The sequence below is a fragment of the Dorea sp. Marseille-P4042 genome, assembly GCF_900290215.1.
Classification (GTDB): Bacteria; Bacillota; Clostridia; order Lachnospirales; family Lachnospiraceae; genus Dorea; species Dorea formicigenerans.
In genome coordinates this window covers 1,150,297-1,167,058 of the sequence record NZ_OLMI01000002.1, presented here as the reverse complement: position 1 = coordinate 1,167,058, position 16,762 = coordinate 1,150,297, and the positions used below count along the sequence as shown (strand labels likewise).

16 protein-coding genes are annotated in these 16,762 nt (G+C 36.8%); all 16 read left to right on the top strand.

Annotation, left to right across the window (positions count from 1 at the left end):
• Positions 1–225: 225 nt before the first annotated feature.
• The 16 genes from C7E02_RS11310 to C7E02_RS11235 all read left to right on the top strand — a co-directional run bounded on the left by C7E02_RS11310 (position 226) and on the right by C7E02_RS11235 (position 16,738).
• Positions 226–1,677, top strand: a complete 1,452-nt coding sequence (locus C7E02_RS11310) for a sugar transferase (protein WP_105309594.1) — start codon at positions 226–228, stop codon at positions 1,675–1,677.
• 91 nt (positions 1,678–1,768) lie between these two features.
• Positions 1,769–2,893, top strand: a complete 1,125-nt coding sequence (locus C7E02_RS11305; RefSeq protein WP_105309593.1) for a glycosyltransferase family 4 protein — start codon at positions 1,769–1,771, stop codon at positions 2,891–2,893.
• Between the two features lie 308 nt (positions 2,894–3,201).
• Entirely contained in the window at positions 3,202–4,428 is a 1,227-nt protein-coding gene (locus C7E02_RS11300) for a glycosyltransferase (RefSeq protein WP_105309592.1), read from the top strand.
• Between the two features lie 83 nt (positions 4,429–4,511).
• On the top strand, positions 4,512–5,261 hold the full coding sequence (locus C7E02_RS11295) for a capsular polysaccharide synthesis protein (RefSeq protein WP_105309591.1): 750 nt from the start codon (positions 4,512–4,514) through the stop codon (positions 5,259–5,261).
• Between the two features lie 50 nt (positions 5,262–5,311).
• A complete protein-coding gene (locus C7E02_RS11290) occupies positions 5,312–6,241 on the top strand; it encodes a capsular polysaccharide synthesis protein (protein ID WP_105309590.1) in 930 nt (309 codons plus the stop codon).
• A gap of 28 nt (positions 6,242–6,269) precedes the next feature.
• Positions 6,270–6,803 (top strand): serine acetyltransferase, encoded by a 534-nt coding sequence (locus C7E02_RS11285; protein ID WP_105309589.1) that lies wholly within the window; start codon positions 6,270–6,272, stop codon positions 6,801–6,803.
• 27 nt (positions 6,804–6,830) lie between these two features.
• The gene (locus tag C7E02_RS11280) at positions 6,831–8,024 is read left to right on the top strand and encodes a glycosyltransferase (protein WP_105309588.1); all 1,194 of its coding nucleotides are present in this window, start codon (positions 6,831–6,833) and stop codon (positions 8,022–8,024) included.
• Positions 8,025–8,060: 36 nt separating this feature from the next.
• Positions 8,061–9,215: a glycosyltransferase family 4 protein gene (locus C7E02_RS11275; RefSeq protein ID WP_105309587.1), complete on the top strand. Its 1,155-nt coding sequence runs from the start codon at positions 8,061–8,063 to the stop codon at positions 9,213–9,215.
• A complete protein-coding gene (locus C7E02_RS11270; protein WP_105309586.1) occupies positions 9,212–10,213 on the top strand; it encodes a GHMP family kinase ATP-binding protein in 1,002 nt (333 codons plus the stop codon). Before C7E02_RS11275 ends, C7E02_RS11270 begins: the two co-directional genes overlap by 4 nt.
• Before the next feature lie 13 nt (positions 10,214–10,226).
• On the top strand, positions 10,227–10,880 hold the full coding sequence (locus tag C7E02_RS11265) for a D-sedoheptulose-7-phosphate isomerase (protein ID WP_105309585.1): 654 nt from the start codon (positions 10,227–10,229) through the stop codon (positions 10,878–10,880).
• Positions 10,881–10,901: 21 nt separating this feature from the next.
• Complete coding sequence (locus tag C7E02_RS11260) at positions 10,902–12,146, top strand: O-antigen ligase family protein (RefSeq protein ID WP_158683023.1); 1,245 nt, start codon at positions 10,902–10,904, stop codon at positions 12,144–12,146.
• Between the two features lie 153 nt (positions 12,147–12,299).
• A complete protein-coding gene (locus C7E02_RS11255) occupies positions 12,300–13,400 on the top strand; it encodes a WavE lipopolysaccharide synthesis family protein (RefSeq protein ID WP_105309583.1) in 1,101 nt (366 codons plus the stop codon).
• 12 nt (positions 13,401–13,412) lie between these two features.
• Positions 13,413–15,062, top strand: coding sequence for a capsular biosynthesis protein (locus C7E02_RS11250; RefSeq protein ID WP_105309582.1), 1,650 nt, complete (start codon positions 13,413–13,415; stop codon positions 15,060–15,062).
• Complete coding sequence (locus C7E02_RS11245; RefSeq protein WP_105309581.1) at positions 15,062–15,457, top strand: capsular biosynthesis protein; 396 nt, start codon at positions 15,062–15,064, stop codon at positions 15,455–15,457. The genes C7E02_RS11250 and C7E02_RS11245 overlap by 1 nt, the downstream gene beginning before the upstream one ends.
• A gap of 14 nt (positions 15,458–15,471) precedes the next feature.
• Positions 15,472–16,191, top strand: a complete 720-nt coding sequence (locus C7E02_RS11240; protein WP_105309580.1) for a glycosyltransferase family 2 protein — start codon at positions 15,472–15,474, stop codon at positions 16,189–16,191.
• A 1-nt stretch (position 16,192) separates the two neighbouring features.
• Positions 16,193–16,738, top strand: a complete 546-nt coding sequence (locus tag C7E02_RS11235) for an acyltransferase (RefSeq protein WP_158683021.1) — start codon at positions 16,193–16,195, stop codon at positions 16,736–16,738.
• The last annotated feature ends 24 nt before the right edge of the window (positions 16,739–16,762 follow it).

Sequence of the window (16,762 nt, the reverse complement as noted above, 5' to 3'; positions counted from 1 at the left end):
TTTGAAAGAACAAGTGGATAAAAAACAGTTTCATATGCCAATAATTGGTGTGTGTGTTTGGCACAGAGTGTTTCTTAGTAATGTTGAATGTCATCTACAAAGTTCCACAAAGAACTGCGTAATTTCTTATAAAAAATTTTTGCTCGTTGGAAAGTCAGATGTTTGTAACAGCTAGTTGGAAACGAACGTAATAGAATCTGAAAAAAAGAGAGAGGAAAGAAAATTATGTATAGGAAAGATTCTACGGGATGGATAAAACATGTGGATTTTATCATCTTAGACTTAATCTGTTTGCAGGTGGCGTTCGTTTTGGCGTATGCGTTAAGCGGATATGGAGCTAATCCATACCAGCTAATTCTTTATAGAAATATGGCTGTCTTTATGGAAGTAGCAGATCTGGTAGTGCTGTTTGTAATGGGGACGTTGAAAAACGTTCTGAAAAGAGGACATTATAAAGATTTTGTTGTAACCGTACAGCATGGAGTGATTCTTGGGGCAATTATGATACTATACTTGTTTATGCTTCAGGAAGGGCCGCAATATTCCAGATTGGCATTGGTGCTGAATATTGTGATCTATATCCCACTTACTTATCTGGTAAGAGAGCTGTGGAAACTTTTGCTTAGAAAGAAAATGAAAGATGGTGAAGATCGTTCCTTACTTCTGGTTGTTTCGGCAGATGTAGTGAGTGCAGTAGTAGAGAGTATGAAAGAGCATAATTATGCCAGGTATAAGATCGCCGGAATTGCTGTTATAGATAAGGAAATGACAGGAAAGTATATAGATGGCGTGAAAGTAGTTGCCAATATGGAAAACGCAGCAGAGTTTGTCTGCAAAGAATGGATTGATGAAGTTCTGATTGTGACATCCGGTGTAGTTCCATATCCCAAAGAACTGATCGAGCAGTTTACGGAAACCGGAGTAACCATGCATCTGAATCTTGCAAAGGTACAGAGCGTGCCGGGGAAAAAGCAGTTTGTAGAAAAAGTTGGAGATTATACAGTACTGACTACCAGCATTAACTATGCATCTACAAGAGATCTGATGCTGAAGCGACTGATGGATATTGCCGGAGGTCTGGCAGGATGCCTGATTACCGGAATCTTATTTATATTTGTTGCTCCGGCAATTTACATAGCATCACCGGGACCAATCTTTTTTGCACAGGAACGTGTAGGAAAGAATGGAAAAAGATTTAAAATGTATAAGTTCCGAAGCATGTATATGGATGCAGAAGAACGTAAGGCTGAACTGATGAAAGATAACAAACTTGGGGATGGCAAGATGTTTAAACTGGACTTTGATCCTCGTGTTATCGGAAATAAGACACTTCCGGATGGGACACATAAGAGAGGAATCGGTGATTTTATCAGACGAACAAGCTTGGATGAATTCCCGCAATTCTTTAACGTGTTACGTGGCGATATGTCGATTGTAGGTACTCGCCCACCTCTCATCTCAGAAACGAACTTGTATGAGCTTCACCATCGTGCAAGGCTGGCAATTAAGCCGGGAATCACCGGTATGTGGCAGGTAAGTGGACGAAGCGATATTACTGATTTTGAAGAAGTAGTTCGTCTTGACAAAGAGTATATCACAAACTGGAACATGGGGTTAGATATAAAAATATTGTTTAAAACGATATTGGTAGTCCTTAAGAAAGATGGCTCGATGTAAATCCTACAAGTAGCTTGTTTTAGAGAAAACAAGCTACAAAAGGATAAATATAGATAAGATACAAATATGAAATAACGGTTGGAGAGAAGTAATGGAAGGAAAAATCAGACTTGCGGTTTTTGGACAGAAACGTCTTTCACGTGAAGGTGGGATAGAAATTGTCGTAAAAGAATTATGCACCAGGATGGCACAGAATGGTTGTGAGGTAACTTGCTACAATAGAGCAGGCCATCATGTGAGCGGTGCAGAGTATGACAAGACGATGGAATATGATGGTATCCGTCAAAAGGTTGTTCCGACCATTGAAAAAAAGGGACTTGCAGCAGTAAGCTCTTCATTTTTCGCAACTCTTTATAGTGCTTTTGGGAGATACGATGTGGTACATATCCATGCAGAAGGGCCGGCCTTTTTCTGTTGGTTACCGAAACTTTTTGGCAAGCGTGTAGTCAACACTGTACACGGTTTGGACTGGGATCGCGAAAAATGGCGCGGGAGCGTTGCATCTAAATTTATTCGTGGCGGCGAAAAAAATGCCGTCAAATATGCGGATGAAATCATTGTTTTAAGTAAGAGCGTTCAGAAATATTTCATGGAAACATATGGAAGAGAAACGCATTTTATACCCAATGGTGTCAACAGGCCAGAGATTCGGGAAGCAAAACTGATTACGGATAAATTTGGACTGAAAAAAGATTCCTACATATTATTCCTCGGTCGTCTGGTGCCGGAAAAGGGGATTCGATATCTAGTCGAGGCATTCAAGAATGTTAAGACAGATAAAAAGTTGGTTATTGCAGGTGGCTCTAGTGATACGGATTCCTTTATGGAGGAACTAAAGGAACTGGCAAAGGGTGACGATCGGATCCTCTTTACCGGATTTGTGCAGGGAGCGATGCTAGACGAACTGTACAGCAACGCTTACATTTACACATTGCCGTCCGATCTGGAAGGAATGCCATTAAGTCTGCTGGAGGCAATGAGCTATGGTAATTGCTGTCTGGTTTCCGACATTCCAGAGTGCACAGAGGTTGTAGAAGATAAGGCATTGATTTTTGAAAAATCGAATGTTGAGGATTTGCAAGAGAAATTGCAAGATGCCTGTGAACATCCTGAAATGGTTATGAATATGAAGAAGCAGGCAGCTGACTTTATCTGTGAGAAATACAACTGGGATGAAGTTGTAAAGGAAACGATGAAACTGTACAGGAGAAAATAATAGATGAGAGTATTGCTAATAAATAATCTCCTCTAACCGAACACAGGTAGTGAGATGTACATAGTGAAAACGCCGGAAAATAGCGTATTTACGGCACTTTTCAAGAGATAGGTAGAGCTGTGAGAGCGTTTTTTATCTCGCTACCTAGGTTCAGTAACAGCAGATGATTTTATCATAAGAACTTTCTGTATCACTACCTGCGTTTGTATGGAGCACTCTGGTTTATGAGTAATACATTGGAAGTGCTTCATCTGAACAGAGCTAGTGAAATAGAACATAAATACAGTACGAAAAAAGGAAGTTAGGATATGCGAATTTTACTTGTGAATAAATTTATATTTCCCAAGGGTGGAGCGGAAACGTATACATTCGATGTAGGAAAAATGTTAGAAGAACATGGGCACGAAGTCCAGTACTTTGGTCTTGAAAATGAAAAAAATACAGTAGGAAATCGAATCGGTTCATATGTAACGAATATGGATTTTTCTCAAGGAATAAAGGCAAATTTAAATGCACCTTTTCGCATTATCTATTCAAGAGAAGCACGCAAAAAAATTCGTGCGGTTTTAGATGATTTTCAGCCAGATGTAGTGCATCTCAACAATATACAGTATCATCTGACCCCTTCTATTATTCTGGAAATTAACAAATGGCGTAAAGAAACAAAAAAAGAATGTAAGATTGTTTACACGACACATGATTATCAGCTTGTTTGTCCCAGCCATGGAATGTTCGATGTGAACATGAAGCCGTGTGAACGATGCTTGGATGGTCATTATATTCATTGTCTTCAAACTAAATGTTTGAAAAATTCCAGAGCAAAAAGTCTCCTTGGAACGTTGGATGGATATATGTGGAAATATAGCAAAGCATACTCATATGTAGATGCCTATATTTGCTGTAGCTTTTTTCTTAAATCAAAATTAGACACGCAGAAAAGATTCCGTGATAAAACTATTGGGCTGCATAATTTCAAAAAAGAGATGCCGCACTTGGATAACATTCAAAAAAAGGGTTATGTATTAGAGTTTGGGCATCTGTCGCGAGACAAGGGAACAGATACTTTGCTTGAAGTAGCCAAGAAGATGCCAAATACAGAATTTGTGTTTATTGGCTATGGCCCATCAGTTGATAAAATGAAGGATATTCCCAATGTGAAGTATCTGGGATTTAAGACAGGAGAAGAACTCTATCGCATTATTGCTGAGGCTGCAATCAGTGTTTGCCCGTCTGAGTGGTATGAGAATTGCCCGTACTCCGTTATGGAGTCGGTACTTTTGGGTACGCCTGTTGTTGGATCTAAAATGGGAGGAATCCCCGAATTAATTGAGCCTGGAAAAACCGGAGAATTGTTTGAAGCGGGTAATGTGGAAGATCTGATGAAGGCGATAAAGAAAGTTCTTCAAACACAAGACGTATTGGAAAGATATACAAAGAATTGCAGTCAGGTGAAATATGAAACGACAGAGAGCTACTATATAAAACTGATGAAAATTTATCGAGGAGAAAAGAATGTGGAACAAATTTCTTCGTAACCCACTTCATATTGTCAAGGATTATGAGCTGAGAAAACTGCTTTGGCAATCGGGGGGGGGGCACAGAGGTCTGCAAAAAATGTTTGAAGTTCAGAGATACCGTTCCTGAAAAGCTGACATTTCCAGAAACCCAAGTGGATGAGCCTATTTGGTTGTTTTGGAATACAGGGTTGGAGCAGGCACCTGAGATAGTGAAGACTTGCTATCAATCTATAAAAGAATATGCTGGCAGACAAGTTGTTTTGCTTACAGAAAACAATGTGCAGAACTATATAAATATGCCGGATTATCTGAATGAGAAATTGAAAAGCGGAGTCCTTCCATTAGCGATTTATACAGATTTGATGCGTGTAGCATTATTGGAGCATTATGGTGGGACATGGATGGATGCAACAATACTGCTAACAGATGAAATCCCACAGGAAATATTAAATAGTGATTTTTTTGTGTTTCACAATTCACTCGGTGAAATTGATAATCCCGTATTGTATCCGGTCTGGTTCATCCACGCCAAGCAACATAATAGAACGATTTGTGAGATTCGTAATGTCCTATTTGCTTACTGGAAACGAAAAAATCATGTACCAGAATATTTGTTTTCAAATATTGTAATTACACAAATAATGAGGTCATCACCAGAGGTTGAGAAAAAGATGCCTTATTTGAATAGTGACTACAGCGAATATCTGGTTAGAGTATTAGGAGATAAGTTTACAGAGGAAAAATTTAATTGGATTAAGCGACTTACTGGGATACATAAACTAACCTATAAATTAGAACCATCGATTGATAAGGAGGAAACAGTTTACCATTATCTGGTGCGGAATCTATGAGCCTTTTGAATAGTAGTTTCTGCAAGATAAAGGGAGACAATTAAATTATTATGCTGAATGACTACTATCAAAATATTGGTATGAAAGGCTTTATTCAAAGATATGGAATTGTGAATGCCGTCAAACGAGGGGCATTTATGTTTATCAAATTGCATCTTGTCAAGGATTATGAGGTGCGGAAGGTATTGTGGCAGGAACGTGTTTCATCCAAGATAAAATCATATTTAAAGTATAAAGACACAGATGTTGAGGGGCTTAGCTTTCCCGAAAATGATGTAGAGAATCCGATCTGGATTTATTGGAACAAAGGTATTGAACAGGCACCGATCATTGTTCAGAAGTGCTATGAATCTGTATGTAAACATTCCAATCAAAAAATCATTTTGCTGAATGATCAAAATCTTGCAGATTACATTCGATTGCCAGATTACATTGAAAAGAAAAAGGATGCTGGACAGATTCCGATGGCGGGGTATGCGGATCTGATGAGATTTGCATTACTGGAACATTATGGTGGAACATGGATTGATTCAACGGTATATCTTACAGATCCTATTCCAGATATGATTTTAAATAGCGATTTTTTTGCAGTACGAAATTCACTGCTGCTGATAGATAACCCTGTGCTATATCCTGCATGGTTTCTTCATGCAAAAAAGGGAAACAAAACAATTCGAGAAATAAGAAATGTTGCTTTCGCATATTGGCTCAAAAACGAACATGTAATTGAGTATCTGCTGCCGAATTTGATTATCACTTTGGTGGTAAAGAGCAATCCGGAAGTTGAGCAAGCGATTCCCTATATGAACAGTGATTATAGCGAGTATCTTGTTAAGGTTTTAGCCGATGATTATTCAGAAGAGAAATGGAATTGGATCAAAAAGCTTACAGGTATTCATAAGCTGACATATAAATTATCACCGGACATCGAAGCAGAAGGCACATTTTATAAGGCGTTGATTGAAAACAGTATAAAATAAATATTGCAAAGTGGGGTGGAAAAGAAGTATGGGCGCAATTGAGTTAATAAAAAGTGATTTGTTTCGCTATGCCGGAACAATATCATCTAAGGAATTTATTAAAACATATGTAAAAGAGGCTGGTTTTCGCTTTTCTGTGGCATTTCGATTGGTAAATGCTGGGGGGATGTTAAAACTGCTTGGAATAATCCTATGGAAATTGAGAAATCACCAGCAGATCCAGATACTTAGAAAAACGATAATTGGATATGGACTATATATTAGCCATGGAGGACCTGTTGTTGTTAACCCTTCAACAGTTATTGGAAATAATTGCAATCTTTCTCAATTTGTAACGATTGGCTCAAATGAAGGAAAAGCAGCAGTAATAGGAGATAATGTTTATATTGGCCCTAATACTTGTATAGTTGAGGATGTATGTATTGGAGATAATGCTACGATTGGTGCAGGAAGTGTTGTTACCAAGGATATTCCATCAAATGCAACGGCGGCGGGAAACTATGCAAAAGTGCTGAATTTTAATAATCCGGGTAGATATATTCAAAACAGATATTTGGAATAGTGATTTGAAGAGTAGAAGAGGAATATTATGAAAAACATATTGTTTGTGATGCCGTCGTTAGGCAGTGGCGGAGCAGAAAAAAGTCTTGTGAATTTATTAAATCTTATAGATTATGAAAAGTATGCAGTGGATTTGTTGCTATTCAAACGAGAAGGACTGTTTTTGTCTCAAATTCCTAAGAAAGTACGATTATTACAGCCTACAGATTCACTGCAATATGCTTATAAAATTGATAGAGGGATGTTTAGCTCAGTTTCAGGTATTAAAGCTGGAATTCTAAGAGGGACAAGTACATTTGTATGTAAACTTCTTTACAAGGAAAATGCAAGACAACAGAGATGGATAAAATTCTATAAACGATACTTGCCAAATTTGGAAGAAGAATATGATGTTGCTATTGGATTCTTAGAGGGCGATGCATCATATTATGTGATTGACAAGGTTAATGCAAAGAAAAAAATACTTTGGATTCATAACGATTTCAATGAAATAAAAAAATATGAAGATGCAAAGATTTACGAAAAGTATTTTCAAAAAGCAGACAGCGTTGTAAGTATCTCTGATAAATGTGTGCAGATATTAAAACAGAATTATCCTGCCTTGGTAAACAAATTTTATTACTTGCCCAATTTAACATCAGGCTCTTTATTGAAAAAAATGTCGGAAGAGTTCGATGTATCAGAGTTTGAAAAAAATCAGTTTAATGTTTTGTCAATAGGCCGTTTAACAAGACAAAAGGGCTATGATTTTGCAATCGATGCGGTGAAAATCTTGAAAGAAAAGTATTCAGATATTCATTGGTGGATTATAGGAGCAGGTGAGCTTGAAGAGCAGCTAAAAAAACAAGTAAAAGAAAATGATCTAGAGGAGTATATTACATTTCTGGGATTGAGAGCAAATCCATACCCGTATATTAGGAGTTGCGATTTGTTAGTACAGCCTTCCAGATGGGAAGGAAAATCAGTTGTTTTGGATGAAGCAAAAATACTGGAAAAACCAATACTGGCAACTAATTATTCTACAATTAAGGATCAGTTGAAGGATAAGAAAGAGGGACTGATTACTGATATAAGTCCTAATGCAATAGCAGAAGGAATAATTGAACTTAGAGAGAATCCTCAATTGTATAACTCCATTCAGTGTTACTTGGATGAACATGAGTATGGTAATGAAAAAGAGATTCTACAATATTATGAATTGCTAGAAAAACAAGGTAACTAGTGTGGATATGAAAATATAAAAAAGAGGAACAATCGTATGAGGGTTTTGTTTATATCAAAAAGCATTCATGATGTATCAGGGGCAGGAGTAGGCTCAAGAATGCATTTGAATGTATTGAAAAAATTAGTTGGAGAAGAAAATGTATATGTAGTGGATGTTGGGGTATCTGAGACTGCCTGCAGAGAAGAAAAGTATATTGCGTATGGAAAATATCACGGTATTTTAGATCGACTGAATAGGTGTTTAGAGGGAAACACATATTTATTCAGTAATAAGATTATAGGTGATATATGTCAATTGATAAAAAATGAGAGTATTTCTTTTGTTTTTGTTGATGATTCTTACTATGGAAATTTAGTAAAAACGATAAAAGAAAAATGCGATGCAGTGGCAGTTGTCACCTTTTTTCATGACGTCAAGGCAGAGTTGTTTAGAATTTGGATAAAAAACGCACCATGGTACGACAAAATTGATTTCAGAATTGGATTGACCCAGGAAAAGATCAGTACGACACATACAGACGCTAATATCGTCTTAAACCAAAATGAAAATAAGTTACTAAAAAGATATTATAATGTGGATGCGGACTTTAATTTTCCTGTATGCGTATCGAAAAATCACACGCAACAAATGGGCTTGAATCCATATTGTGGAAATAAAAAACATATTCTATTTGTTGGCACATATTATTTGCCAAACATTCAGGGCCTGCATTGGTTTTGTGATACGGTATTTGATAGTGTAAAAGAGAATTATGATATATGGGTAGTTGGAAAAGGACTAGAAAAAGTACGAGATGAGTTTAATGACAATGATATCCATGTGATTGGGTTTGTTGATAGTTTATCAGAATACTATAATTACGCAGATATGGTGATAGCACCATTAACAGATGGTGGAGGTATGAAAATAAAAACTGCAGAGGCAATCTCATATGGAAAGATGTTTTTAGGATCTTCAGAAAGTCTATATGGATACTGGGAGGAAATCCCAGATGATTTGAAAGATAAAGTTGTGTTTAAATGCGATACAGCGGAAGAATATCTGAAAGCTTTCAACAAGATAGATAGAAAGCCAATCTGTAAGAAAAATGAGGAGCTGATTACGCTTTATGATCGACTCTATTCTGAAAATGCAGCTTATAATATCATGAAGGAAATTGTCGAAAAAACAACAGGAGCTAAACTATGATTATTACAAAAACACCATTCCGCATGTCTTTTTTTGGTGGCGGAACAGATATGGAAAGTTTTTTTAGGGAAAACGGTGGAGCTGTTTTATCTACCACATTTGACAAGTACTGTTATGTGAATGTACGCCATTTACCAAGATTCTTTGACTATTCTACGGAGTTGTCGTATTCAAAGACGGAGCGCGTGACAAACATTGATGACATTCAGCACCCTGCAATCCGCAATGCAATGAAAATGTTAGATATGCATGAGATTCGTCTTACATATGAAGCAGACCTTCCGGCACGTTCTGGTTTGGGAACTTCAAGTTCCTTTGCGGTAGGAATGTTGAATGCTTTCTATGCGTTAAAGGGTAAGTATGCTGACAAGAAAAGACTAGCAGATGAAGCGATTTATCTGGAGCGGAATCTCTGTCAGGAAGCTGGTGGTTGGCAGGATCAAATTGCTGCTTCTTTTGGTGGATTTAACCGAATTAACTTTAATGCGGATGGATATGAAGTTTTGCCAGTTATTATTTCGCCGGAGAGAAAGAAGCAACTTAATCAGAATTTAATGATGTTCTTTACCGGATTTACTCGCTTTTCTTCGGATGTGCAGAAAGCAAACGCAGCAGGAAAGCGGGATAAGACAGCACAGCTGAAAGAGATGCTTGCTCTAGTTGATGATGCTGAACGCGTTCTGACAGATAAGAACGCGGATCTTGATGATTTTGGCAGAATGCTGGATCACACTTGGAAACTTAAACGTCAAACCGGAGCGGCTGTTTCTACAAATAGTATTGATGAACTTTATGCAAATGGCGTAGCTGCTGGCGCTTTGGGAGGAAAACTACTGGGTGCTGGTGGTGGCGGATTCCTTGTATTCTATGTTCAGCCTGAACGTCAGGATGCGGTGCGTTGGACGATGCGTGACCTGATGCATATTCCGTTTGCATTTGAGGATGGTGGTACGAGGGTGATTCATTATACACCAGAGGCTTATGAACCAAACATGTAAAGAGGTAGAGGCAATGAAGGAGCTTAGAAAAAAAATGAAAGAACATGTCGAACTACTGATTGCGAGATATCCGATGTTAGAAGGTTGTGAAGATAGCATAATTCGCGCCTATTTTCTACTGGAAGAAAGTTATTCTAAAGGAAATAAATTGCTTGTCGCAGGCAACGGTGGCTCTGCAGCAGATTCGGAACATATCGTTGGAGAATTGATGAAGGGATTTAAACTTCCAAGAAAATTGGATGCAGAAATTTCTCAAAAATTAATTGATGAGAGTGAAGAACTTGGAAAAATTCTTGCAGAGAATCTTCAAGGAGCTCTGCCGGCAATTGCATTAGATGGTCATCTGGCACTATCAACAGCATACATGAATGACTGCGAACCGTTACTATGTTTTGCACAACAAGTTAATGGCTATGGGGTAGAGGGGGATGTGTTTTTAGGCATATCCACAAGCGGAAACAGCAAGAATATTCTGTATGCAGCTGTTACTGCACAAGCAAAAGGGATGAAAGTAATTGGCTTGACAGGAGCTAAAAATAGCAAGCTTGAACAGATGAGTGATGTTTGCATTAAAGTGCCGCAGACAGAGACCTACATGATTCAAGAACTGCATTTGCCAGTATATCATTGTCTGTGCTTGATGCTGGAAGATAGATTTTTTAATTAAATAAAAGGATGAGGAAAAAGCATGAAGATAAAATATAGCTCAATAACAAAATTTTTAATATGTATACTGGTGTTGATGCACTTGTGCTTTTTCTTGATTCCGTTGAGTGGTACAACTATGTTTTCAACATCCTATATAACAAAACCAAGAATGTTCTTATTTTTGGCAATTGTTAGTTTGGCAGTAATATTAAGCATAATGTATACTCATCCAGATGCAAATGAATTTATTAAATATGAAATAATTTTTTTAGGAATATCCGTGGTGCGAGCGATTGTGGGTGCTTTGCAATCAGGAACAGCATGGGATGATGTAGTAGGGTTGATATGGCCATATTTGTATTTGATTATTGCTATTCCATTGATTAACTTATTTAGTGCACATAGATGGGAGCCACAAAAAGTAGCAAAATTCTTAGTTATAACTACTAGCGTAGATACATTGGTAAAGGCATTTATGTCATTTTATGAATCAAAAACAGGCGTTCTTTTGTGGCCAAATCTGGTGTATGGAGAAATGGGATATCGGAATGGGCTATATAGAATAAACCCATCGGCACTTTCGATACTTGTGATACCGTTATCATTCTGGCTGATTTCAAAATCAAAGAGAAGAAAAGAGAAGCTTTTTTATATTATTGCGATATTAATAGATATCTTGTATGCATACATCATTTGGCAGGCAAGATCGGCACTTTTATATAAAACGATTATTATTGTGATGATATTTTTCTTACAGCAGACGAATGATAAGAAAAAGGTTGTGATAGCTTTCATATTGATGATAGGAGCCGTAGTTTTGATAAACACACCTGTTTTCAATTCATTTATTGATTCGTTCAGTGCAAATAATAAGATGTATAGAGGCTCGTCTTTAGCGAGAATGAATGCCTATGCTTATTATGGAGCAATGTATTTAAAATCACCATTTTGGGGAGTCGGATGCCTTGCAACAAGTGAACGATATGCCCCGGGAGTTAAAGGAGGAATGCTGGAAGATACGGGATTCTTTTATGGATTGGTCCAATTAGGAATACCGATTGTTTTATTTTATATTATAATATTTACTAGAGGAATTTATATTTCTATAAAATTAAGAAGAAAGAATATTGCAGATTCGCTGCTGTGTTTATCTATGACACTATTATTTATCATGTTTGGAGTTAATATGGATCCATTTTATGCATTCGCACTTGCGCTTCCATTTTATGTGTCATTTGTTGAATATGTTAGATGGAATAATGTAAATGAAACAAGGTCTGATTGAGCTTAGCTAATTGAAGTAGAGAGAAGGCGCAGGATTAGCCTGTTCGTTTGTATTTGTGATAAAATACATTGATAAGAATGATTCTTGGATATTACAATAAGTCGACAAATATATGGAAAGATATATACATATTTGTCAGAATTGGAGGAAATAGTGAATCAAAAAATAATAAAGGCACTGGAACTTCATGCAAAAATTCCGTATAGTGTTATAAAGATTTTCAAAAGAAAATCTTCTAACTTTGTTAATAGAGAAATGAAAGCGGCTTGTGTTGCAGCAGAAAGCAATACAAATTGTTATGTTACATATCGTCTTCGCTCTAAATCTATGACAGATATCCCAGTTTTACCGTACTCGAGTTGTGATGTAGATGACAAAATAGCGATTGTAATGCAGGGACCATTGATGGCTGAGAATGACTTTACGTTTGAAACAGCAAAATTTTATAAAAGGTGCTACCCACAAGCAATAATTATCGTATCAACATGGAAAGACAGTGACTCAGAGACAGTCGAAAAACTTAAGCAACAGAATGTTGTTGTTGTCCTGAGCGATTTTCCGGAAAATTGTGGAAACCTGAATATTAACTATCAGACGGTGAATACTTTAGCTGGCGTAAAAAAAGCAAAAGAAATGGGTGCAGAATTTGTTTGCAAAACACGCACTGACCAGAGAATTTATCATACGGATGCAATGCACTACTTAACAAATCTGGTTAAGACATTTCCTGTAAATAATGAGGATTTTGTTGAGAAGCAAAAGGGACGTATTGTTACTATGTGTATGCCATATGGAGATTTGTTTTATCCATATTGTTTAGCAGACTTTCTATATTTTGGGTATATCGAAGATATAGAAGAACTTTTTTCTTTACCGCTAGACAAGCGGCAAAAAGGAGAATATGGAAACGGAAAAACCAGACGAAAAGTTGCAGAAGAAATGATTGCACCAGAAATTCAATTTTTGCGTGAGTACATCCGCCGCATGGGAGGAAATAATGAATGCACGGTGAAATCATACTGGCAGTTTACAAAAAATCATTTAGTGACGATTAATAAGGATGAAATAGGCCTGTTTTGGCCAAAGTATGAGGGGAGATACTCGGAGAATACTCAGAATGGCTCGTATTATTTAAATGAGGAGGAAAATGCCTTTCATTGCTACAATTTTGACTTTATTCGATGGCTAAATCTTTATCAAGGTACCTTAAAATACGATCAAAAGTATGAAGAGTACGCTGAATTTATTTTATAAGGAGGAAGTGGGATGACAGATAAAAAGGTCATTATTCCGGCTGCTAAAATTGTTCCTGAAGAACTTCAGAAACTTGGAAAGCTTCCCGGTATCATTTATCCAGTCAATCAGAAGATAACATTTGATTATTTATATGAGGAATATAAAGAGCATTGCTCTTCAATGGATATCATTTGCTTTGAAAAGGCAGATAAGGTACAAAGAAGGTTAAAAAACTATCTTGGAGAGAAAGTGAATATTAAGGTTCTCCCAGAACTAAGAGACTTAGGTCATACTATTTATTTTGCCTTAAAAGATGTTGTGGATACGGTCATTATAAATTTTGCTGATACAATTGTGCTAGATAATGTTGCAGAAATCGAAGGCGATGCTTTTTTCTGCCAAGAGGACTATATGTCTGACACGTGGACGTATTTTGATGAAAAAGATGGCAGGATTGTACAGATTTATGATAAAGAACCTGTAAAGGAAGAAGTAAGGAAGAAACTGTTTGTCGGAGTATTTCAATTTGCTGATGCTACTTGCTTTAGAAAATGTTTGGAAAGTGCTTTTAAACAAGATTCTTTGAAGATAAGTACCTTTTATTATGCATTGCAAGAGTATAGTAAAATACATCCTATGCGACCAGTTTTGACGAACAGCTGGTTTGACATTGGACATGAGGATAAATACTATAATTCAAAACTTGAGGTACGTGCTAGAGAATTCAATCATATTACAATTGATAAAAATCGTGGCATTCTAAAAAAGACAAGCGATGATAAGGATAAGTTTATCGGTGAAATTAAATGGTATTTAAAGTTGCCGGCGGACGTTGAGTATGTCAGACCTAGAATTTTTGATTATTCGACATCGTATGTTAATCCATATGTTTCTATGGAATATTATGCATATCATACTGTCCATGAATTGTTCCTCTATGGTGATTTGACATTACAGCAATGGATTGACATTTTTAATCGAATTCGTTTTGTATGTGATGATTTCAAACGTTACACAGTCCAAGACGCTAATATTCGCCAGGCACTGGAAGAAATGTACCTGACAAAAACTTTGCAGCGTTTTGAAAAGATGAAGAAAGATGAACGATTTTTAGCTTTCTTCGAGTCACCGATAACAGTGAATGGAAAGAAATATCAGTCCTTGGAGAAAATCATTGTAGCATTAGAAACGACAATACCAGAGATGCTATATGATGTGGATACTTTTAATATTATTCACGGGGATTTGTGCTTCGCCAATATTATGGTGGACTCGAATTTCTCTTTTATTAAAGTGATTGATCCGCGCGGTAAATTCGGTACATATGATATTTACGGTGATTTCCGCTATGAGCTCGCAAAATTGTTCCATAGTGTAGATGGAAAATATGATTTTATAATAAAAGATTTATTCGATCTTGATTATAATATCGAGACATCTTGCATTAATTATCGCATTCAAGATCGTAAGAGAGAATTTAATTTGTATAAAGTGTTCCTGGATACGTTTGCGGCAGAAATCGGAAATGATCTGAGAAAAGTCGAACTAATAGAAGCGTTGCTTTTCCTAAGCATGATTCCACTTCATGGTGAGAGCATTAGACACCAAATGGTTATGCTGGGAACTGGATTGGAAATTCTAAATAGAGTGGTTAATATACAAGTTGAAGGAGAAGAATGATGTTTGAAGAATATTCATTTGTTTTTGATATAGACGGAACATTGTGTCCAATAAAGAAAAAGGATGAAAAATATGAAGACCTAGTACCATACAAAGAAATGGTGGAGAAATTGAGATTTTACCATGATAATGGTGCTAGAATTGTTTTATTTACTTCTCGAAATATGAATTCCTACAATGGAAATATGGGTCTAATCAATAAAAATACTGCGAAAGTATTGTCAGCGTGGTTGGACAAGTGGAACATTCCGTACGATGAAATTTTATATGGGAAACCGTGGCCAGGACATAAAGGATTCTATGTTGATGACAGAACAGTTCGTCCAGATGAGTTCCTAAGTTGTTCAGTGGATGAGTTGAATGATATCTGCAATAAATCTAAATGCATAGATTGAGAGGAAGATTCTAAATGGATGTTATAATTACAATGGCGGGGTTGGGAAGCCGTTTTCGGAAAGCAGGATATAATTGTCCCAAGTATATGATTGAAGCTAAAGGTAAGACACTGTTTGACTGGTCAATGGATAGCTTGATTGGATACAATAAGAACGTTGACAGATATGTGTTTGTTGTCAGATCAGAGGATCATGCAGAGGAGTTTATTAAGAAGCATTGTGCTGCATATGGAATTCATGATGTGAAAATTGTTGAATTGGATCATATGACAGATGGACAGGCAACGACTTGTATGCTGGCAATTCCTTATTGCGACCAGAATTCGTCTATTATGGTATATAATATTGATACTTATGTGGAACCCAATGAAATGAAATATGAGGATATTTCTGGAGATGGGCACATTCCGTGCTTCCATGCGGATGGAGACCATTGGAGTTTTGTGAAACTGAATTCGGAAGGAAAAGCTGTAGAAGTACGAGAAAAGAAGCGTATCTCTGATAATTGTACATTGGGTGCTTATTATTTCTCATCCGCTAAATTGTATAAGGAACTCTATGAGGAGTATTACGCAGATGAGAGTCGTTTAGAGAAAAATGAGAAGTATATTGCTCCTCTTTACAATTTTATGATTGAAAAAGGCATGCCTGTAACAATTAGCATTGTTGATGCAAAGAAGGTTCATGTCTTGGGAACCCCGGAAGAATTGCAAGTTTTTTTACAGGAGAACTAAGATGTTTGAAAAAGTAATGAAAGGAATCCAGCGACGATTAAAGGAAGCTAGAAGAGGAACGCAGCTTATTTGTTCAGATCTTCTTCAAAATTGGCTTGCAGCAGGAGTGGTATGTCCTATTAAACTCAGATCCATTTTGTATCGGCTGGCTGGAAATAAAATTGGAAAAAACTGTTATCTTTCTCCAAGACTCTTTCTTGGTCCTGGACCGGGAAAACTGTCCGTGGGGGGGTCATTCATTAATTATAATTGCTGGTTTGATTTAGGAGACGACATTGAAATTGGTGAAAATTGTAATATCGCAATGAATGTTCATTTTATTAATGGAACACATGAAATTGGCGAGGAAAATAGACGTGCAGCTCAAGGGATTACAAAACGTATTGTAGTTGGTGCTGGTTCTTGGATTGGTGCGGATACAATAATAATGCCTGGAGTAACTATTGGAAAGGGTGTAGTTATTGGGACAGGTTCTCTTGTAACAACCGATCTTGAAGACAATGCCATTTATTTTGGAAGACCAGCACGTCTCTATAAAAAGTTATAATATAACAATGAAGAAATGAGGATA